The 21,272-nt window shown below is 37.9% G+C and carries 18 protein-coding genes; all 18 read right to left on the bottom strand.

Features of this window, described 5'->3' with window-relative positions; all coding sequences use genetic code 11:
• Positions 1 to 36: 36 nt before the first annotated feature.
• Entirely contained in the window at positions 37 to 1,311 is a 1,275-nt protein-coding gene (locus I583_RS04300) for an NCS2 family permease (RefSeq protein ID WP_010763345.1), read from the bottom strand.
• Between the two features lie 434 nt (positions 1,312 to 1,745).
• Positions 1,746 to 5,285: a pyruvate:ferredoxin (flavodoxin) oxidoreductase gene (gene nifJ / locus I583_RS04295; RefSeq protein WP_010763344.1), complete on the bottom strand. Its 3,540-nt coding sequence runs from the start codon at positions 5,283 to 5,285 to the stop codon at positions 1,746 to 1,748.
• Positions 5,286 to 5,308: 23 nt separating this feature from the next.
• A complete protein-coding gene (gene gltA / locus I583_RS04290; protein ID WP_010763343.1) occupies positions 5,309 to 6,736 on the bottom strand; it encodes an NADPH-dependent glutamate synthase in 1,428 nt (475 codons plus the stop codon).
• Positions 6,729 to 7,568, bottom strand: coding sequence for a sulfide/dihydroorotate dehydrogenase-like FAD/NAD-binding protein (locus I583_RS04285; RefSeq protein ID WP_034682648.1), 840 nt, complete (start codon positions 7,566 to 7,568; stop codon positions 6,729 to 6,731). The genes gltA and I583_RS04285 overlap by 8 nt, the downstream gene beginning before the upstream one ends.
• A gap of 63 nt (positions 7,569 to 7,631) precedes the next feature.
• Positions 7,632 to 8,075, bottom strand: a complete 444-nt coding sequence (locus I583_RS04280; protein ID WP_010763341.1) for a flavodoxin — start codon at positions 8,073 to 8,075, stop codon at positions 7,632 to 7,634.
• A gap of 290 nt (positions 8,076 to 8,365) precedes the next feature.
• Entirely contained in the window at positions 8,366 to 9,196 is an 831-nt protein-coding gene (yqeB, locus tag I583_RS04275) for a selenium-dependent molybdenum cofactor biosynthesis protein YqeB (protein ID WP_010763340.1), read from the bottom strand.
• Positions 9,184 to 9,915, bottom strand: coding sequence for a selenium cofactor biosynthesis protein YqeC (yqeC, locus tag I583_RS04270; RefSeq protein WP_010763339.1), 732 nt, complete (start codon positions 9,913 to 9,915; stop codon positions 9,184 to 9,186). Before yqeC ends, yqeB begins: the two co-directional genes overlap by 13 nt.
• The gene (locus I583_RS04265) at positions 9,903 to 10,160 is read right to left on the bottom strand and encodes a putative Se/S carrier protein (protein WP_010763338.1); all 258 of its coding nucleotides are present in this window, start codon (positions 10,158 to 10,160) and stop codon (positions 9,903 to 9,905) included. Before I583_RS04265 ends, yqeC begins: the two co-directional genes overlap by 13 nt.
• Positions 10,161 to 10,175: 15 nt before the next feature.
• Positions 10,176 to 10,766, bottom strand: a complete 591-nt coding sequence (gene yedF, locus I583_RS04260) for a sulfurtransferase-like selenium metabolism protein YedF (protein ID WP_010763337.1) — start codon at positions 10,764 to 10,766, stop codon at positions 10,176 to 10,178.
• A 16-nt stretch (positions 10,767 to 10,782) separates the two neighbouring features.
• Complete coding sequence (gene selD, locus I583_RS04255) at positions 10,783 to 11,805, bottom strand: selenide, water dikinase SelD (protein WP_010763336.1); 1,023 nt, start codon at positions 11,803 to 11,805, stop codon at positions 10,783 to 10,785.
• Between the two features lie 18 nt (positions 11,806 to 11,823).
• Positions 11,824 to 12,975, bottom strand: coding sequence for a selenocysteine lyase SclA (gene sclA, locus I583_RS04250; protein ID WP_010763335.1), 1,152 nt, complete (start codon positions 12,973 to 12,975; stop codon positions 11,824 to 11,826).
• Between the two features lies 1 nt (position 12,976).
• On the bottom strand, positions 12,977 to 13,576 hold the full coding sequence (locus I583_RS04245) for an NTP transferase domain-containing protein (RefSeq protein ID WP_010763334.1): 600 nt from the start codon (positions 13,574 to 13,576) through the stop codon (positions 12,977 to 12,979).
• 120 nt (positions 13,577 to 13,696) lie between these two features.
• Positions 13,697 to 16,273, bottom strand: a complete 2,577-nt coding sequence (xdh, locus tag I583_RS04240) for a selenium-dependent xanthine dehydrogenase (protein ID WP_010763333.1) — start codon at positions 16,271 to 16,273, stop codon at positions 13,697 to 13,699.
• Between the two features lie 107 nt (positions 16,274 to 16,380).
• Entirely contained in the window at positions 16,381 to 17,133 is a 753-nt protein-coding gene (locus I583_RS04235; RefSeq protein WP_010763332.1) for an acyl-CoA dehydratase activase, read from the bottom strand.
• Positions 17,130 to 18,299 carry a double-cubane-cluster-containing anaerobic reductase gene (locus I583_RS04230; RefSeq protein ID WP_010763331.1) on the bottom strand — a complete coding sequence of 390 codons (1,170 nt, stop codon included), beginning with the start codon at positions 18,297 to 18,299 and terminating at the stop codon, positions 17,130 to 17,132. The genes I583_RS04235 and I583_RS04230 overlap by 4 nt, the downstream gene beginning before the upstream one ends.
• Before the next feature lie 22 nt (positions 18,300 to 18,321).
• Entirely contained in the window at positions 18,322 to 19,434 is a 1,113-nt protein-coding gene (locus tag I583_RS04225; RefSeq protein WP_010763330.1) for an ABC transporter substrate-binding protein, read from the bottom strand.
• Positions 19,431 to 20,225: an ABC transporter ATP-binding protein gene (locus I583_RS04220; RefSeq protein WP_010763329.1), complete on the bottom strand. Its 795-nt coding sequence runs from the start codon at positions 20,223 to 20,225 to the stop codon at positions 19,431 to 19,433. The genes I583_RS04225 and I583_RS04220 overlap by 4 nt, the downstream gene beginning before the upstream one ends.
• Before the next feature lie 12 nt (positions 20,226 to 20,237).
• Positions 20,238 to 21,269 (bottom strand): FecCD family ABC transporter permease, encoded by a 1,032-nt coding sequence (locus tag I583_RS04215; protein WP_010763328.1) that lies wholly within the window; start codon positions 21,267 to 21,269, stop codon positions 20,238 to 20,240.
• Between the last annotated feature and the right edge of the window lie 3 nt (positions 21,270 to 21,272).

The following is a 21,272-nucleotide window of genomic DNA, read 5'->3' as shown; positions in this document are numbered from 1 at the left end:
AAATAGTGAAATCAGGAACATCCTTATTATTTTATATCATATCAGGACATTCACAATCAAATACATCAAAAACAAACCAGAGATCAACCACATCGGTAATGATAATTCTGCTTTTTTCCCTGCAATCCATTTCGTCACTGGATATGCTACAAAGCCAAATGCCATTCCATCAGATATATTCATGGTAAACGGAATCAAAACGATCATCAACATTGCTGGAAAATAATCACTGAAATCCTCAAAATGTAGCGTTTTGATTTGCTGGATCATTAAGAAACCCGTTATGATGATTGCTGGCGCTAAAGCTGAATCAGGAATATAAGAAAGCAACGGCAACGCGAGTAATGCTAAAAAGAAACAAATTCCACTAGTAATGGCTGTTATTCCCGTTTTTCCTCCTTCTTCAATCCCAGTTGCACTTTCAGCCGCTGCCACAGTCGGACTTGTTCCAAAAATACCAGATAATAACGTAATAAAGCCTGTCACACGATACGCTCTTAAATATTTTTTTTCATCTGCTTCTGGCATCAACCCTTTAAGTAGCCCCATTGATTCAAAAATTAAAATCATCGATAACGCAAATACACCTAACAAAAAACTTTTTGAAAAAAAAGTGCTGAAATCTAGTTGTAAAAAAATCGTAGAATAATGACTCAATCCGCCTAATGAAAAATGTTCTGCTGAAGGTACCAAACCAAAAATATTAGCAATAATTGTTACAGCAACAATCCCAATAAAAAAACTGCCCTGAATTCCTTTTATAAATAAAAATACAGTCAAAATCAACGAAAATAATGTTAATAAAGTTAAGCTATTATCTAACGATGCAAGTTGCAAAAAAGTATGTTCCCCTCGCAAAATCAAGTGCCCTTTTTCCAACCCAATCAATACAAGAAAAAAACCGATTCCTACAGTGATCCCGGTTTTTAATGATTCCGGTACGACTTCTGCAAATAACTTGCTTAGCCGTGTAAATGCAACTAATAAATAAACAATCCCTGCACAAAAACTAACGGCGAGTGCCTGTTGCCAAGTCAAGCCTAATGAAAGTACCAACGTATAGGTAAAAAATGAATTAACCCCCATTCCGGTGGTTAACACGATGGGTGCATCTGCAACTAGTCCCATCAAAATTGAGCCAATAATTGAAATAAATATCGTTCCAAAAATCGTTAGTTCCTTCGGCATGCCCGCCTCTGCCAAAATCACAGTATTTACCATAATGATATAGGAAATGGCAAAGAATGAAGTGGTTCCTGCTAAAATTTCTCTTTTTATATCTTCTTTTTTTAACTTCTTCCAATCAAACATAAAAATCCTCCTTAAAATTTAAAGCATAGCAGGCTCGTTAAGTCTTTTCCCAAGACTTTCAATCCTTCTCAGGTTTTGTAGCTATCTAACCATAGTGCAGTGACTAGCCTGAGAAACTACATAAGACTAACAGCTAAGGGTGCGAGTAAACGGCGAGAAAAAAAGCAGCTACTACACTTCGATCACATCAAATTCTAAGTGCTAAAGCACTAAGTTTTGAAAGGTTCCGGAAATAAGTTGAACAGTTTTGTCTCGGACTCGTAATAAAGTTATTTTTTACTTAAATTCCAACACTGTAAGAATACCACATTGTAAACGCTTTTTGAAATTTTTGAAGAATTTTTTATTATTATTTTTTTCTTGTAAAAAAGCAACTGGAATAAAACGAAAATATCGTTTTACCAGTTGCTTTGATAGTCTATGTTCCTATTTTTTTATTTCTTGATCTGACTCACTAATTTCACATAATTATCAGACCGATCTTCTGCATCATCTTTTGTTTTCGTTAAAAGATTTTCAACGACTTCTTGATCGTCTTTGATTGTATGAAGCGCAGAGAATCGAGTTTGTTTTTCAAGGAAATTACGCATCTTAGAGAAATCAGCTTTTTTGTAGTCGATAACCATTGGGTCTTTACCTTTTTCAATTAGTTGTGGATTGTAACGATACAATTGCCAATAGCCAGATTCAACCGCTTCTTTTGCTAAAGATAATGTTTCGATCATACCACCTTTGATACCATGATTGATACAAGGCGTGTAGCCAATAATCAGTGATGGTCCTGGATAACGCTCAGCTTCATCGATTGCTTTTATGGTCTGCATTGAATTAGCACCTAAAGCGATTTGTGCTACATAAACATTGCCATACGTCATCGCCATCATGCCTAAATCTTTTTTAGCGTTCTGTTTCCCTCCAGCAGAAAATTTAGCAATCGCTGCTGCTGGTGTCGCTTTGGATGTCTGACCGCCTGTGTTAGCATAAACCTCATTATCCATGACGAAAATATTGACATCTGCCCCACTTGCCAAGACATGATCGATTCCACTGAAACCAATATCATATGCCCAACCATCACCACCGACTATCCATTGACTGGTTTTTACAAGTAAATCCCTTTGCTTGTAAATTTTCTCTAGAAGTTGATTACTTTGATATTCCTCGCTCAAAGCTGCTGCTAACTTTGTTGCGCGTTGTTGAGTGCCATCCCCTTCTAAATAATGCGCTAACCAATCTTCCATTAAAGCTTGCAGTTGGTTCGAGCCTATATTTTTATCGATAGCTTCTTGTACTTGATCTGCTAAATATTGTCGTTTGGTCTTATTCGCTACATACATTCCATAGCCATATTCGGCATTATCTTCAAATAGTGAGTTACTCCAAGCAGGTCCTTGCCCGCATTCATTTGTTGTATAGGGTGTAACAGGAGACGAGCCACCCCAAATAGAAGAGCAACCAGTCGCATTGGCCATCATCATTCGATCTCCAAATAATTGTGTTAATAATTTAATATAAGGTGTTTCGCCACACCCTTCACATGCTCCCGAAAATTCCATCAGTGGTTGGTTAAATTGAGATCCTTTAACGGATAATTTTCTGACTGGATTTTCTTTTTGCTGTAAGGTCATTGCAAACGCCCAATTGATTGCTTGCTCTTTTTGTTCTTCATAAGGTTTCATCAAAATGGCTTTTTCTTTGACTGGACAAGCTTGAACACATAGACCGCAACCAGTGCAGTCTTCTAAAGACACCTGAATTCGATACATCAAGCCGTCTGCGCCACGCATTTCTCTAGCGATAAATCCTTCTGGAGCTTCTTGCATTTCAGCTTCATTTGCTAAGAATGGACGAATCGCTGCGTGGGGGCAAACAAATGCACATTCATTACACATCGTACATTTATCCATTTGCCATTCTGGCACTTCTAAGGCAATGCCACGTTTTTCAAAAGCCGCTGTGCCCATTGGCATTTCGCCTGTTTTCATCCCGTTATCGATTAAATCTCTAACGGTCAATTCATTTCCTTCTTGACGATTGACTGGCTGTAGAATATTTGTAACGTATTTAGGTAATGTTTCGTCTTTTTTCTCAGGTTCGATAACGATTGTTGCCCATTCAGATGGAACCTCAATTTTCTGAAGAGAATCAAAAGTTCTATCAATTGCTTGGAAGTTTTTTTCCACGATTTCCATTGATTTTTTTCCATAAGTTTTTTTGACTTCCGCTTTTAGTAACGGCATGTACTCCTCTCGTGTCAGAATATCCGTTACTTCAAAGAACGCAGTTGACATCACTGTATTGATCCTACGACCTAATCCAATTTCACGTGCCAATTCTACAGCGTTGATAATATAAAACTGAATAGTATGTTCTGCTATATATTTTTTTAACTTTGCTGGAAGTAAGCGATAAATTTTTTCTTTGTCCCAGATGGTGTTCAATAAGAACGTTCCGCCATCTTTCAATCCTTTCAATAAGTCATAATTATGGATATAAGAAGCATTATGGCATGCTATAAAGTCAGCTTGTTCTACTAAATAAGTGGATGCGATCGGTTCTTCTCCAAAACGTAAATGAGAAAGAGTCAAGCCACCTGATTTTTTGGAATCGTAACTAAAATACGCCTGTGCATACAGATCGGTATTGTCTCCTATAATTTTGATTGCTTGTTTATTAGCACCAACTGTACCATCTGAGCCAAATCCCCAGAATTTTGCTTGAAAGGTTGAGTCAGGTGTTAAATCTAAAAGCTCTCCTTGCGGTAATGAACGATACGTCACATCATCTACAATTCCTATTGTGAAGCGTTGTTTCAATTCAGCAAACGGTTGTAATAAATGGTCATAAACTGCTTTGATCTGGTTAGGTGTCACATCTTTTGATCCTAAGCCATAGCGTCCACCGATCACGATTGGACGATTAGAATGTTGATATAAGGCACTTTGAACATCCAAGAGCAATGGTTCTCCGTCAGATCCAGCTTCTTTAGTTCTATCTAAAACAGCGACTTTTTCTACAGTTTTTGGTAATTTTTCTAGTAGGTTTTCTGTTGGAAAAGGACGGTATAAATGGATATTGATCAATCCGACTTTTCGTCCTCGATTATTTAAATAATCCACCGTTTGTTGAATAACAGGTGATGCTGAACCCATGGATATAATGACTTCTGTCGCATCTTCTACCCCATAATAATCTGTTAAATCATAATTAGTGCCCCGTAATTCATTGATTTGATTCATATATTTTTGAACGATTCTTGGCATTGCTTCATAGTTTGTATTAACGGTTTCTCTTTGTTGAAAATGGATATCTGGATTTTGAGCTGTTCCAGATACTGTTGGATGATTTGGATTCATTCCTCTATTTCTGAAGCGATCCACTGCTTCTTGATCAAGCATCTCTTTTAAATCACTGTAATCAAGTACTTCGATTTTTTGCAGTTCATGACTTGTTCTAAAACCATCAAAAAAATTGACGAACGGTAAACTGCCTTCAATACTGGCTAAATGTGCTACTGCTGAAAGATCCATTACTTCTTGGACACTTGACTCTGCCAACATACAAAAACCTGTTTGACGGGTCGCCATAACATCTCCATGATCACCAAAAATACTCAAGGCGCTCGTTGTGATCGCTCTAGCAGCTACGTGAAAAACACCTGGCAATAGTTCACCAGCTATTTTATACATATTAGGAATCATCAACAACAAGCCTTGTGATGCTGTATAAGTCGTTGTTAATGCCCCTGTTTTTAACGACCCATGGACAACGCCTGCAGCTCCAGCTTCTGACTGCATTTCAATAACTTGGACCTTTTGCCCATAAATATTTTTCAAGCCATTTTCTGCCCATTCATCTACTAATTCCGCCATGGTCGAGCTAGGCGTGATAGGATAAATTGCCGCTACTTCTGTAAAGGCATAAGAAATATAAGCAGCTGCTGTATTTCCATCCATCGTCTTTGTTTTTTTCATTTGTTCTCACCTTTTATCTTTCCTCAGACTTTTGTTGTTACGGGCGTTTTGTTTTTTTCTCGTACATAGTTGTCGATTTCTACAGCAGCAATTTTTCCAGCACCCATGGCTAAAATTACTGTTGCTGCACCTGTTACGATATCTCCGCCGGCAAAGACGCCAGGAATTGATGTAGTTCCTGTTTTTGGATCCGCCTCAATGTAACCCCATTTTGTCAATTTAAGTTCTGGGAAAGTGGATAACAACACTTTATTGGACCCTTGACCGATTGCTTCGATCACTGTGTCAGCTTCGATAATAAATTCGCTATTTTTGATTGGAACTGGACGACGTCTTCCAGATTCATCTGGTTCACCTAGTTCCATTTTGACGCATTTCACACCATTTAAATCCCCAACACCGTTATTCATATATTCGACTGGATTGCTCAACCAATGATAGTCGATATCTTCTTCAACAGAATGATGGTATTCTTCGATACGCGCGGGCAATTCCTCTAATGACCTGCGATAGACAATACTGACATGATCAGCGCCTAAACGTTTAGCTGAACGAGCCGCATCCATTGCCACATTTCCACCACCGATCACTACAACATTTTTGGAACGTTTGATTGGTGTATCGAATTTCGGAAACTCATAACTATGCATCAAATTGATTCGTGTCAAATATTCGCTAGAAGAATAAACCCCATTCAATGCTGTTCCAGGTATTCCCATAAAGTTAGGAGCTCCAGCTCCAACAGAAATGTAGCAAGCATCAAATTCGTTCATGACCTCATCCATCGTGATTGTTTTACCAACCACAACATTGGTTTCGATCGTTACACCTAACGCTTCAATGCTTTCGATTTCTTTTTTTACAATTCTCTTAGGTAATCTAAATTCTGGAATGCCGTAAGTCAATACACCACCAGAATCATGTAGTGCTTCATAAATGATTACCTCATAGTTCATTTTTGCTAAATCACCAGCAACCGTTAAACCAGAGGGACCAGAACCAATGACGGCGATTCGACCAATTTTCGCTTCGTTATTTTGAATGCATTTCGAAAAATCTTGATTTTCTAAAGCCCAATCTGCAACTAAACGCTCTAATTTACCGATTGCGACTGGTTCAAAGTTTTTAGCCAGTCCCAACTTACAGACTTGTTCGCATTGCTTTTCCTGAGGACAAACTCTTCCACAAATTGCTGGAAGGTTCGTATATTTTCCTAAAATATCAGCTGCTTCCTGCATATTTCCTTTTTTAATTGCAAGAATAAATCCAGGAATATCTATCATCACAGGGCAACTGGCAATACAGGGAGCCTCTTTACATTGTAAACACCGAACAGCTTCAGCCGCACCTTCTTCGAGCGTATACCCTAAGCAAACCTCATCAAAATTTGACTTACGAATTGCTGGGTCTTGTTCAGCGATTGGTGTTTTTGTTCTACTTCTTCTAACCACGATTTATCACCTGCACTTTTTGATAATCCACCAAACAGGTTTCTTCTTCCGTCTTATATTGTTTCATGCGACTGATAAACTCATCCCAATTAACCTCTGTTCCTTTAAATTCTGGGCCATCGACACAGGCAAATTTGATACTCCCGTCGATCGTTACTCGACAGCCGCCACACATACCTGTTCCATCGATCATAATCGGGTTTAGTGAAACATAAAGTGGCAATTCATATTTTGCTGCAGTCATGGTACAAAATTTCATCATCATACTGGGACCAATCGCCCAACTACTGTTGATTGTTTCGTTTGCAATCACTTGCTCCATTGCGTCCGTTACAAGACCTTTCATGCCTTTTGTACCATCATCTGTCGTGATGATCAGTTCATCAGAATATTGTCGACACTCCTCTTGAAGGATCACAAGTTCAGCTGTTTTGGCACCAAGAATTGTAATAACTCGATTTCCAGCTTTTTTTAACCCTTTAATGATTGGGAAAACTGCAGCAATTCCAACGCCACCGCCTACGATCATGACAGTCCCATAATTTTTTATTTCTGTCGGCATACCAAGTGGTCCAGTTAAATCTAAAATGGTGTCACCAATCGTAAGTTTCCCCAGTTCAGCAGTTGTTTTACCTATTACTTGGAAAACTAAACGAATCTTACCGCTAGAATCATCAGTATCTGCAATTGTCAAAGGGATTCGTTCCCCCATTTCATTGATCCGCAACATAACAAATTGTCCTGGCTTAGCCTTCTTAGCAATCCGAGGAGCCTCAATCCAAAAATCATATTCATTTTTCGAAAGCTGCTCACTTTTGGTTATTTTATACATATGGAGTACCGTTAATGAATGGCTTCATTCATTTTTCCTTCTTTCATATGATTTTAGAAACTTTTATAACCCAGACGTTAATTCTTGGACAAATTTTTTCAGTGCTTCAACATCTTCGTCTTCTGCATTATTTTCGATTTCAACTGTTTCAGCTACTTTTTTAGCGCCTGATTTTTCTAATGCAGCCACAAAATCATGAGCTGATTTGCAGAATAAATCTCCGTATTCACGATCGCCAGAACCCACCACGCCAAAAATTTTTCCAGCTAAATCTTTTTCTTCTAATTCGTCATAGAAATCTTCAAATTCAAATGGTAATTCACCGTCACCATACGTATACGTAGCGATCACACATGCATCTGCATCATCAAAGAAGTCGACATCCACTTCTGAACACTCTTCTCTTTCTACATCAAATCCTGCTTCTTGCACCGTACTTTCTAATATTTCTGAAATTTCCTCTGTGTTGCCTGTCATACTTGCATAAATGATTTTTACTAATGCCATATTTACTCATCCTCTCACCTTTTTTACTTAATATTTTAAAGTATAAAAAGATAAGGTGTAACCCTTTTCATTCTTCTCATACTTAATATCAAAAAAGCATGTAGCTATGGTACTGTTAAAGACGTTTAGTTTCAAATTACCTTTTTCACATATCTCAAAAAAATAAAACGCTTTCTTTTTAAATCAAACATTATGCAAAATCTTCCCTTATACTATACCATAATTCAAACCTTTAAAACAATATTTTTTAGGTAAAAAAAATAATTTTTAGCAACTTATTTTTATTTACATCAAAATAAGTCTTTTTCCCGTCCCAACAAGAGTATTGCCTCTAAAACAGCTCCGCCTAAAGCCCGTGCCTTATCCGATATTGTATAGCAATCGACTTGTTCAACTGGTCGTGGATCAACATCGCCACATTTTAATCCTGCTTGACATACTACTTTATCTGAAATCAAGCCTCTCAATACACCGTCTAGTGGTGATTCTACAGCTGCTTGACCTACATAAAAAAGCACTTCTCCCTTTTTCACAACATCTCCAATTTTTTTTACATGTTGAACGTTTCCTGATGTAGGTGAATGTATCACACGTTCGGCACTTTTCCCACTAATTTCTCCAGGTATTCCAGTATTGGGGATGGCTGTCCCTTCAAAATACAATCGCCCTAAATAATGTCCTCTCATCGTTTCAACCACAACATCAACATCTTCTGGTGCTGAAAAGCCTGGTCCAAGAGCTATCGTAATAGGCGCCATCCTTTTGTTTGTACCTAGATTTCTTTTAGCTAGAATCGTATCGACCAAGACGATGGGCTTCAGTTCAGGCAAAGATTTCGCCTCGGCATCAATTAATATTGGAATCTGTTTATTGTTCCAGATCGTCTCACATTCTGACACAGAAGAAACGAAGACCGCTTCTATGTCTTCTACTTGCTGTTTGCTTTGGAAAATAGCTGTACACAATGCTACTGTACGGCGAATGGCCAATGGTTTCGCCGTTTCTAAAATCACTACTTTGAAACCTGTATGAGCTAATTTTTGGATAACACCAGTAGCCAAATCGCCGCCACCTCGCACAACTACGACAGTTTCAGAAATTGATTGTTTTATTTTTCCCATATGACAACTCCTTCTTTAGTTTGAATATTGCATGCAATTACTTTACTCAAACGTTTTAATAGCATTTTCGGCAGTAAAGATAAGACTTTTTTGGCCTGCCTTAATTGTTCTAACGTTTCGACTTGATTAATGCATAAGATACGTTGCCCATGGCTTTTTTCCCATAACCCAGTCGGACTGGCAATGATTTCGGCTAGTGTTTCTTCTTTGATTTTCTCTCCTTGAGTAGCACCTGTTGCTCGTAAAAATAACGCAAGACGATGAACAGTCATTTGGTCGATTGTTTTTCCAACAACAGATATTGGAACCAAGCCAATCGTAACAGTCGTTTCAGGTAAAACAACAGGCTCAAATGTTTCCCAGCCTTTTAAAGGTAATTGCTTAGAACCATCAGCTTCTAGAAAGGTCTTATCAAAATGTGGAAGTGACTCTTCAATCACCGTAAGTGGCAGTGAGCTTAGTTTATATCCACCTGCAGTAAGGTTTCCTGCTAAGGTGATCCCCTGCCCATCACTGCCTAAATTTGAAAAATTACTACTATAAAAAAAGTCATATGGACGATCAACAGGGTACCCAATCTTAGTTGTCGTGCTAACTAGAACATTTTGATTTCGATAATATTCGGCAAGATACCACATTAAACTTGTTTTTCCACCGCTTCCGATCAGTGAAACCACTTGTTGTCCCTTAAAATCAAAGCAATCAATCAGGGCTTCCATGGTACATACTTCCTTTCCTTCCTAGTTCTTTCAATCCTAAAAATTCCTTCGACCGGTATATTAGCTTCTGCTAGAAACGCTCGGCCATGTGTTAGATCTTCCATAGCTATCCTTAAACAAATTCCACAAAAATCCCCTAGACTTGTCGGCAACGCCATTACGGATACATGAATCTTTTTATTGAGCAATACTTTTTCACCGTGAACTGCATAATGGGTATTTTGAAACGTTAAAAGATACTCCATTTTTTCACCTCATCCTTAGAAATTAATGACTTTTTTTGCTTGTGCCATTACTTCTGTTATACCATACATAGTTGTGATTTCACCGATTGCTATTGTTTCTTTGATCTCGTAAAAATCTAAACACGCTCCACACGTACTGATTTGTGTTCCTTTCTCTAATAAAACTTGTAAGTCTTTTAAAGTATTAGAACCTTGATTTGTTAGAAATGCACCACTATTAAAAAATAACAGGTGTTCAGGTGGCGTGTCTAATTCAGTTAATGAATAAATGTAACTTTTTAATAACATTGCACCTAAATCAGCATCTCCGTCTCCCATTGTTTTTCTGCCAAAAGCGATCACTAATTCGTTATCTGAACTAGCAGAATTTAGTTGATCGAGGTGTTTGGGCACAGTGATTTCAACCGTTAATTCATCATTTTTATACTTTTGACTAATCGTTTTTAGCCCTAGACCCACAGCCATTTTTTCGATATTTTTTACGGATACTTCATTATCGACTGTTATTTCAATAGTTCCTCCAGCGTTGTTTAACTCACGAATCGCTTTTTTCGCCTCAATTACTGGAATTGGGCATGGTTTTCCTAATGCATTGATTTTTTTCATCGCTGTTCCTTCTTCCTTAGACTAGAATAATCGGCCGATTTGATTCTTTTTTATAAACCTCACCAATGATTGCAGCAACTGGGTCATTTTTTTGAATAGCTTTAAGACATTCCAGTGCTTTTTCTGCAGCAACACTGATAAGTAAGCCACCTGACGTTTGGGGGTCAAATAGAATTTCTTGGAATGCTGGTGAAACGGTGTTCAAATCGACTTTGCTACCAATATATTGACGATTTCTTTGCCCGGCTGCTGTCGCTAAAAATTCTTCTGCATAATAATATGCCTGAGGTAAAAGTGGTAATTGTTCCGTATCAATGATCAATGTCACATTGTCTCCAGCCATTTCTAGTGCATGAACCAGTAAACCAAATCCCGTCACATCAGTACAAGCATGAACAGGAAAATCACGCATTTTTTCCGCAGCATATTTATTTAATCGTTCCATTGATGCAATTGCTGCTGCTTCTGATTCTTTACAAGCGAGACCTCCTCTGACAGCAGATTGAATCATTCCAACACCTAAAGCTTTTGTAATGATCAAGACATCACCTATTTTCGGTGTATTATTATGAATGATTTTTTGCGGATCAACTTGTCCTGTTACCGCCAGTCCGTATTTAGGTTCATGATCATAAATCGAATGGCCTCCGGCTAATGAAGCATTCGCTTCTTCAAGTTTTTCTGCACCACCGATCAGCATTTCTGAAAGCTTTTGTTTATCCATTTTTTCTGGAAAACAAACTAAATTTAATGCAAATAGGACTTGCCCTCCCATTGCATACACATCACTCATTGCATTTGCTGCGGCGATTCGACCAAACGTACGAGGATCTTCTACCATTGGCGAGAAAAAATCTACCGTTGAAATCAATGCAAGTTCCTCTGATACTTGATATATCGCCGCGTCATCCGATGTATCAAAAGCCACTAATAATTTCTCGTCAGAACTCTTGGGCAGATTCTTTAAAAATCCAGCTAATTCATTTGGTCCGATTTTAGCTCCACAGCCGCCAGACGTACATTGTGATAAAAAGTCCATTGATTTTCTCCTTTGCGTCTATTTCGACAAAATTTCTTTTAATGCTTTCAAGGTATAATCGATTTCATCAATCGTTGTGTGCCAACCAAAACTAAATCGTACCGCTCCGGTTTTTAACGTCCCGGCCGTTTTATGTGCAAGCGGAGAACAATGTAATCCACAACGTGTAATGATTTGATAACGATCGAATAATTGCTGAGCAAGTTCTCCTGGATCAAACATTGTTGACGTAATAGAAACAACTGGGACCATTTCCGCTGGGTCAACACTTCCTAAAATAGTTATAGGCAGATCTTTTAATCCTGTTAAAAATCGAGCAGTTATTGCTCGTTCATGCGTGACAATTTTATCTAAACCAAGTGTATTGATTGCTTTTAATGCACTCTTTAAGCTTAAAATACCAATTGTATTCAAGGTTCCAGGCTCAAATTTATCTGGCAAAAAACTAGGTTGCTCTAGTGACAATGAAGCACTTCCAGTTCCTCCAATCATCCAAGGATCAATTTTTTTCTCTATATTTTGAGCTAAAGCAAATCCGCCAATTCCAGAAAGACCCATCAAGCTTTTATGCCCTGTAAAAGCTAAAACATCGATCGACATTGTTTCCATATCAATGGGTAAGAAACCTGCTGTTTGAGCACAATCTAAAACTGTAATGATTCCATAAGCTTTTGCGATTTTGAAGCATTCTTTTATGGGTAAAATTGTGCCTAACACATTTGATGCATGAGTCATCACCATTACTTTGGTTTCTGGTCGGATCAATGATTCTATTTGAGTAGGATCAAGCTTTCCATCCGATTCACAGTGTAAATATGTCACGGAGATATTCTGTTGCATTTCCAACAAATGAAGCGGTCTAGCAACTGCATTATGTTCTACTTGTGTCGTTATGATATGATCACCAGATTTCAACAGGCCATTTAAAATCATGTTCAGCGAAGTTGTTGCATTTGCTGTGAAAATAATATGTGCTGGATCGGGTGCATGAAAAAAATCTGCTAAAGCAACACGCGTTTCAAAAATCAATCCAAGTTCATCACTGTTTTGCAAACCACGATTCGTATTTATATTATTATTTGTTTCTAAATAGTGACTCAACTCTTGGATAGTCGATTCAAATTTATAGTTGGACGTTGCTGCATAATTCAAATAAATTGGCTGCTTCATTTTAAAACCCTTTCTCTCTAATCTCCAAATTTTGATCGATCAATTTTTTATATTCTTCTGGTGTATCAATATCAATCAAACATTCAGAAGCTTTTACCTGAATTTCTCGCCATGCTTCTGGATGATTGTTACGAACAGCTCGTCCTCCAGAATCTCCTGTTACTTTTAGCAAATCTGAACGGAATTTTTCACCAAAGAAAATGGGACTGCATGGGGCGCCCAATCGATCCACTGGAAAAACGATCGTTTCTTTTGAATAAGCAGGAAAAAGTGATTCCAATAATGCTTGGTTTAACAAAGGTTGATCCACCGTAAGATAAAGATACCCTTCACCTGTTGCGGCTTTGGTGCCTAACCGAACACTTGCACTTTGCCCTTTTTTTGCTTCTGTATTCTGAATGATTTTTAGATTTTTGTGTCGCTCCAATCTTTGTAAATTTTCTGGTGAAATAACTAATATCCGCTCAAAAAATGCGAGTTTATTTGTAAGGTTTAGCGTATGCTCTAAAAAGGTCTTTCCCTGATAATCAAGAAATAATTTATTCTCGCCCATTCTTGTAGAAGAACCCGAAGCCATAATGACTGCACTTATTTTTAACATTTATGTGCTCCTTTTGTTTTGCTCGATCATTAAAAATAAAAACGCACCCAATCTGATTTATCGGATGCGTTTCTGGCGCTATTGTGCGTCTTTTTTCAAGCACCTCACAAAATCATTTAATTATTTTTTCTTCTTTTGGTAAAATGTATCTTCCATTGGCAAGGTCGGTCTAAGTTTTCCGTCTAAAGCATAGTAAGCTCCGGCTAATGCTGGTGCTGTTGGGATCGTTGCTAACTCGCCCACACCTTTGATCCCATATGCTAAGCCGTCATGGATATTTTTTGCCTGAACTAAAATCGTTTCGATTGGCGGTACTTGTGCAGCATTAAGTAACCCTAATGTTGCATATTTTGCTTTCACATAACCTTCTTCTAAAACGAATTTTTCTGTTAACGCATAGCCCATTCCCATAACGATACCTCCTTCGATTTGGCCTTCGGCGGCTTTGGGATTAACGACTTGCCCCATATCATAAGCAGCTACAATCTTCTCTACTTTGCCTTTTTCATCCAAAATCGCAACTTCAGCCGCATAGCCATAACCAGCATGGCTAACCGGACTTTTTTTATCATTGATCAAAGGATCTGTCTTAGCTGAATATTCTCCGTAAAATTCTTGGCCTTCTAAATCCGATAACGCACGTCCCATATCTAGCTCATAACGCAATTGCATCGCTGCTCTTCTCGTTGCCTCTCCCGTAAATAAAGACTGTCGTGATGCGGTTGTTGTACCGGAATCTGGTGTTCTACGCGTATCTGGAGTCTCCGCAATAATCATTTCTGGTGGTAAATCTAAGGTTTCACACGCTACTTGAGTCGTAACAGTTGCCATCCCTTGTCCAATACATGCCGCACTGGTTCTAACATGGACTTTGCCTTCTTCAACTGAAACGATACAACGACCAACATCAGATAAACCAACACCAATTCCACTATTTTTAAAGAAACAAGATATTCCAGCTATTTCTGCTTTTTCATACGACTCTTTGACGGTTAATAACGTCTCTTTAAGTGCTGCATTTTTTGATACTAATTGACCGTTTGGTAATGAATCACCTGGCCCAACCGCATTTTTATACCGGATATCCCATTGTGAGATTCCCACTTTTTCTGCTAATAAATTAAGATTGCTTTCAATCGCAAAAGCAGTTTGGCACACACCAAAACCACGAAATGCTCCAGATGGCGGATTATTCGTATAAACAGCGAATCCTTCTACATCAATATCTTGATATTTATAAGGTCCAGCTGCATGTGTACAAGCACGTTGAAGTACTGGTCCTCCTAAAGAAGCATACGCACCAGTATCTGCATAAATCACAGCTTTCATAGCAGTTAAATTCCCTTTAGCATCACAGCCTGTAGTAAAGTCCATCTCCATACCATGACGTTTGGGATGAATCATCAAGCTTTCTTGTCGACTAAGCAAAACTTTTACCGGTTTTTGCAAGCACCAAGCCGCAAGTGATGCGTGATGCTGCACACTCATATCTTCTTTTCCGCCGAAACCGCCACCCACTAATTTGGCTTGGACATGTACCTGCTCTTTTTCGATGCCTAACATACGCGCCACTTCACGTTGTTCATCATAAATACTTTGTCCTGCACTATAAAGTAAAATTCCAGATTCACCTTCAGGCATCGCAATTGCACACTCTGGTTCCATAAAGGCATGTTCGTTGATTGGGACTGAATAATGTTGGGTTACGACGTATTCAGATGCCGCCAACTGTTTATCTGCATTGCCGCGAATAAGATGTTCATGAGATAAAATATTGCCTTTTTCATGAATCAACGGTGCACCTTCTACCAATGCAGCCTCACATGAAGTTATTGGTATCAGTTCTTCATATTCAACTTCTACCAATTCTTTGATTTCTTCCAAGTCTTCTTTATCATTTGACACAACTAAAGCAATTGCATCACCGACATAACGAGTGATTTCGCCTTCTGGTATCATGACGTCCCAATCAGAGATAAATTCTAAGTGACCAATTTTATTATTTCCTGGAACATCTTTAGACGTTAACACAGTCACACAAGCTGGATGTTCTAGTGCTTTACTCGTATCGATTTTTAAAACTCTCGCTCTTGGATAGGTACTGCGGACAGCTGAAGCATGAAGCATCCCAACAACGCTAATATCATCGACATACAATCCAGTTCCCAATGTTTTTTCAATGGCATCAACTCTTTTGAAATCTTCACCCAATTTTCCATTTGAGTGTTCCTTTGGAATGCTCAATTCTTCACGAAATAGTTTAGCTGCTAATTGAATTGCTTCCACAATCTTTACATAACCTGTACAACGACAGATATTGCCACGAATCGCTTTTCTTACCTCTTCATCACTAGGATTCGCTTTTTTATTTAGTAAACCATGCGCTGAGATCACGATTCCAGGAATACAATAGCCGCATTGAACTGCACCAGTTTTAGCAAAAGCATAGGCATAAACATCTTTTTGGCGTTGATCCAGTCCTTCGATCGTGACAACTTCTTTTCCGTCTAACTTCTCTAAACTAAATAAACACGCTTTGGAAACCCTTCCATTTATCAATACTGAACAAGCACCACAAGAACCTTGGTTACAGCCATCTTTTGTCCCCGTCAACCTTAAATCGTCTCGCAAAAAATCCATCAACTTCTTATTTGTTCCGCAGGTTTCCGTCTTACCATTTACTACCAATGAATACATTCTTCTTTACACCTCAATTTCTGTTATAAGTATAGCTTTTAATCACTATGATTATACCATAAAATTTAGGTCTAAAAATTATTATTTAGCAAAAAAACATTTTTTGTTTATTTTTCCTGAATACCGATCAATGCGGCACCAATTGCTCCTGCATATTGTGACAGTTCTTGATCATAGTATACTTCTTTTTTAGTATACTCGGCAACCAGTTCTGCTACTTTTCTGCTTTGTGACAAGCCTCCTGAAAAAAAGATTGGTCCTTGGTCGGGATTGATTTGTCTATGTTGATTGCTGATACGAGCAGCGATTGAATGTAGAACTCCTAACGCAATATTTTCTCTTTTTTCACCTTTGCCAATTAAGCTAATGACTTCTGATTCTGCAAACACCGTACACATACTATTGATTTTTACCGGTTTAGCTGTAGCAACAAAGCTATCGATTTGGTCGATTTCTTCTCCTAATGTTCGCATTAATACTTCAACAAATCGTCCAGTTCCAGCAGCACATTTGTCATTCATATTAAAATCTAAAACATGCCCATCCTTATCCATTTTGATTACCTTGCTATCTTGACCACCAATGTCGATCACATTTTGAATACTGTGACTAAGATAGGATGCACCTTTAGCGTGACAGGTAATTTCAGTAACTGCTTTATCAGCGTTTAATAATTTTCGACCATAGCCAGTTGTAATTATTTTGTGTTGTTCATTATTGCTTAACTCAGTGATGACTTGCTCAGCTGCTTGTCTTGGATCACCAGCTGTCAATACCAACCATTTTTTTATTAGTTGATTATGTTCAAAAAGAACCCCTTTAGTGGTAGTTGATCCACTATCAAGACCAATCACTTTCATGATGAGCAATCCTCCAACATTTCGATAAAGGCAGTTACTCGTGTATTGATTTGTTCGATATCGGCTGTAGAATAATCAGTTTCTAAGTATAGATACGGGACATTTTTTTCCTTCTGGCAAAACCGTCTAATTTTTAAGGCTTCGATCGAGTATGGATGGCATGATTGCAACACCATATCCACTACGCCAGCTACTTGATACTCGTCGATCATTTGGCTCAATAGATCAAAACGACTCGTATTATTGGATATGCATGCACAGCCGATATCAATATATTTTTCAGCTAAGGCTTCATAACTATCTGCCTTTTCTTCATCCACTAATCGTTCAACAGCTTTGGCAACTGTACAATTTTCAAAACCAACAATAGTACCGCCATTTTCTTCAATTGCTCGAATAACTTTTTCAGTCACACCGCCCATTGGAGAGCCTGTAATCAGGATTCTAGGTTTGCCATCTGGCTGATGTTGTTCAGGATACTGTGCGAGAACTTTTTTTGTTGTATCATCTAGTCTTTGGATTAGGCTTTCTTTATCGAAGGTATAATTGGCACCATACATGACTTTGAAAATTTCTGACCCTTCAATTGCAGGCGGATTTAGTTTGCCTAGTCTATAAAACTTTTTTCTAGCTGTTCGTTCCCTATTTTTTAAACGAATGGCTTCTTTAATCCCGTCTTCTGTAATTGTTACATCGAGAAAAGTTTCTAATTTTTCTTTAAAACGAACGATTTCATCTTTCCATAATTCAAATGCTGCTTTGGAATTTCGTGCGTTAGGTAAATTCATTAAATAAAGTGGTTTGAATTCTTCCATGTATTCGTACATCTTTTTTTTGCCGTCACACGTTGTTTCGCCCACCACTAAATCAGAGAAATAGAAGAATGGACATTTATCTGTTTTACCAAAACCATAACTAGACTTAATTAGGGGACACAGATTTCTCGGTAGATCTTCCTCTGCTGCTGAAATTGTTTCATCTGATGTAGAGCAAAGACTGATTTGAACGGCATCTGCTGCTAATACGATTTCTTCTGGCATAAACGTGCAATACACGCCTACAACTGGCACACCTTGTTCTTTTAATTTTTTGACCTGAACAAATCCTTGACGTCTGGCATCATCAAACTCTGCAAAAATTTCTGGTAAATCTGTTTTGATTTTCATAAAACCTCTCCTAGTATCATTTTTATTGAGCATTTGTGAGAATCGTTTTAACTTGTTCTGAAGTTGGTTCAACATGGTAGAAAAGAGAGTAGAACTCTTTTAGTGTCTCTTCGATATCTAGCTTATATTGTTCTGGATAAACCAATTGTCCTAGCCATTGAATTCCCATGATACGATTGACAGAGGGTGGCGAACCTAAAACATTATAAGGAGCTGTTGGAACTTGATAAACTTTTCCTTCCTTAACTGCTGTCAGCTCTTGCCAAGACTCATCTGTTTTGATTAATTCATAGACATCTTTTGTCTCAGCTAAAATATAATCTGGTTGCCACTGAACTAATTGTTCCATTGAAATGAGCGTACCTCCACCTTTTGATACAATATCAACCCCTGTAGCAGCATTTTTAGCCCCAATTTCATCTATTACTTGAGCATGAAATGAACCTTCAGCGTTTGTATTTAGACCAGCATTTCCTGAGGCATAATAAATCCTTTTTTGATCGGATTCTTTTAATGAAGATCGAACACTATCTGCTTGTTTTAGAACCTTTTGGCAATATTTACTAAGCTTTTCTGTTTCTTTTGTCTCCCCAAGTAAGTCCCCTATTTTTTTATACGTTTCAGGCATATTTTTTAAATTGGCTTCAATGAAAATCGTTGGAATATTGATCTGATCCTGTAATTTATCCATATCTTCTTTTACTGTCTTTTTAGCTTCACCGATGTCGATGATCACATCTGGTTCAGCCGCACTTAATGCTTCCATATTTAAACTAGCATTTTTTCCATAAAATTGACCAAAGTTAGGTAAATTTTGATATTTTTTATCAATAAATTCTTTTGCTTCCGTTGAAAATGGCGTTGCTAAACCAACTAGTAAATCTGGTGAACTTGTGTACAATACTAGTTGAGCTAATGGACCTGATGGCGCAATTTTTTTGATTTTAGTTGGGACAATGACTTCACGTCCAGCAGAATCAACAAATGTACGTGTATTTACCTCTTGTTTTTGGACCGAACGAACAGTGGTCTCCATATTCTCAGTTTCACTTGTGTTTTGGTTATTATTTGAACAACCGATCATCGTAAGAATCGTTACGCCTAATAACAAAGTCAAACTTGGTTTTCTTGTCATTTTGTTTCATCCTTTCTATTCAATAGTTTTTTCGTTGGTAAACAGATTCTTTGTTCATATGCCGTCAGTTCATGAACGGTGATTGGCACATGATACATAGCCTCTAACTGTCGACTTGTTAAGATGTTTTTTGGGGTACCTTGCATCAGCTGTCCTTCATGTAAAACTAAAACATAATCAGCATATTGTAAGGCATGGTTTGGATCATGTGTGGATTGAATAATCAAATAGCCTTGCTCAGCTAGCTTTTGAATCATTTCTAAAACCATGATTTGATTTCCATAATCAAGATTGGCACAAGGTTCATCCATGATAATGATCTTACTTTGTTGAGCCACTGAGCGTGCAATAATCACAAGCTGCTGCTCTCCACCGCTGATTTCTGAATAAGTGCGATTCTTTAAATGGGAAATATTTAGTATGGTCAAGGCTGATTCAGCTAATTCATTTTCAGCTTGACCAGGTTGCTGATATTTTTTTAATCTGGCCGTCGTTCCCATCAAAACCATTTCAAAAACAGTAAAATGAAAGACTCCACGTTGTTTTTGCGGAATATAAGAAATCAATTGTGCAAGTTCATTCCTTTTACACTCTGTTATCAAACGACCGTTGATTTTAATAGATCCTATATTAGGATTTAATACTCCAAGTAAACATTTAAACAATGTACTTTTCCCCACTCCATTTTTCCCTAATAAACAAACCGACTGCCCATATTCAAGTTTAAATGAAATGTTCTTTAGTATGTTTTGTTTTCTATAAGCAAATGCTAAATCAATTACTTCCAACATCACAACGCCTCCTCATTCTCTAATCGAACGATTATTTTTAGCAATCAATACTAGAAAAATCGGTGCACCTATAAACGATGTCAAGATCCCGATCGGTATCTCGCTTGTCGAAATCAATCGGGAAAAATCATCTACAAATAATAGAAAAGTACCACCTACTATTGCTGTTACTGGAATGCTATAGCGGTAGTCATTGCCGATCAACATCCGCGAAAAATGCGGTACAACTAATCCTACCCAACCAATCAACCCACTGACAGATACCGCACTTGCTGTAATCAAGGTGGCAGCCATAATCAAAATCACTCTTAAAACACGATTGTTCACACCTAAGGTCAAGGCTTCTTCTTCACCTAAAGAAATAACATTTAAACGCCAACGTAACAAGAATATCGGGATCATTCCAACTAAAATCAAAGGTGCTACAAATGGAATGTCTTGTATTTTAATTGATGACAAACTCCCCATTAGCCAATACGTGATTGCTGGAAGTGTATTCGTCGGATCGCCTACTAATTTCAAAAAGGAAACAGCCGAAGAAAAAAGCGATCCCACCATCATCCCGATCAAAACCATATTCAAAACAGAGTCAGTCCGCAAAAATTTACTCACTAAAAGTACCGCACCCACTGCTAGTAACCCAAAAATAAAAGACAGTGAAATCACTTGTTCATACGTCAAAGAGAAAAATAATCCAATAGCAGCTCCAAACGCAGCTCCTTGTGAAGCACCTAGGATATCTTGTGAAATCATCGGGTTTTGAAATAGAGCTTGGTAGGTTGCCCCAGCTACCGAGATACCCGCACCGATGAGCACTGCCATGAGGATTCTAGGAAAACGAATCTTAAACAAAATCGTCTCAACTTGACTACTCCAAGTTTGCTCCAACGGAATTATTTTGTTCAAAATAGCTCGAAAGAAATCTCCACTAGCAATTGGAAACTTCCCTAAAAAGAAAGAGATTGTAAACACTAGCAGAAAAAGTAACACCGAACCTAAAATAATCATTTTTTTCTGGTTGATCTTCGAGTATCTATCCTTCATTGC

The organism is Enterococcus haemoperoxidus ATCC BAA-382 (assembly GCF_000407165.1).
GTDB classification, from domain to species: domain Bacteria; phylum Bacillota; class Bacilli; order Lactobacillales; family Enterococcaceae; genus Enterococcus_L; species Enterococcus_L haemoperoxidus.
The sequence above is the reverse complement of the archived record's forward strand: the minus strand, read 5'-3'. Positions and strand labels throughout refer to the sequence as shown.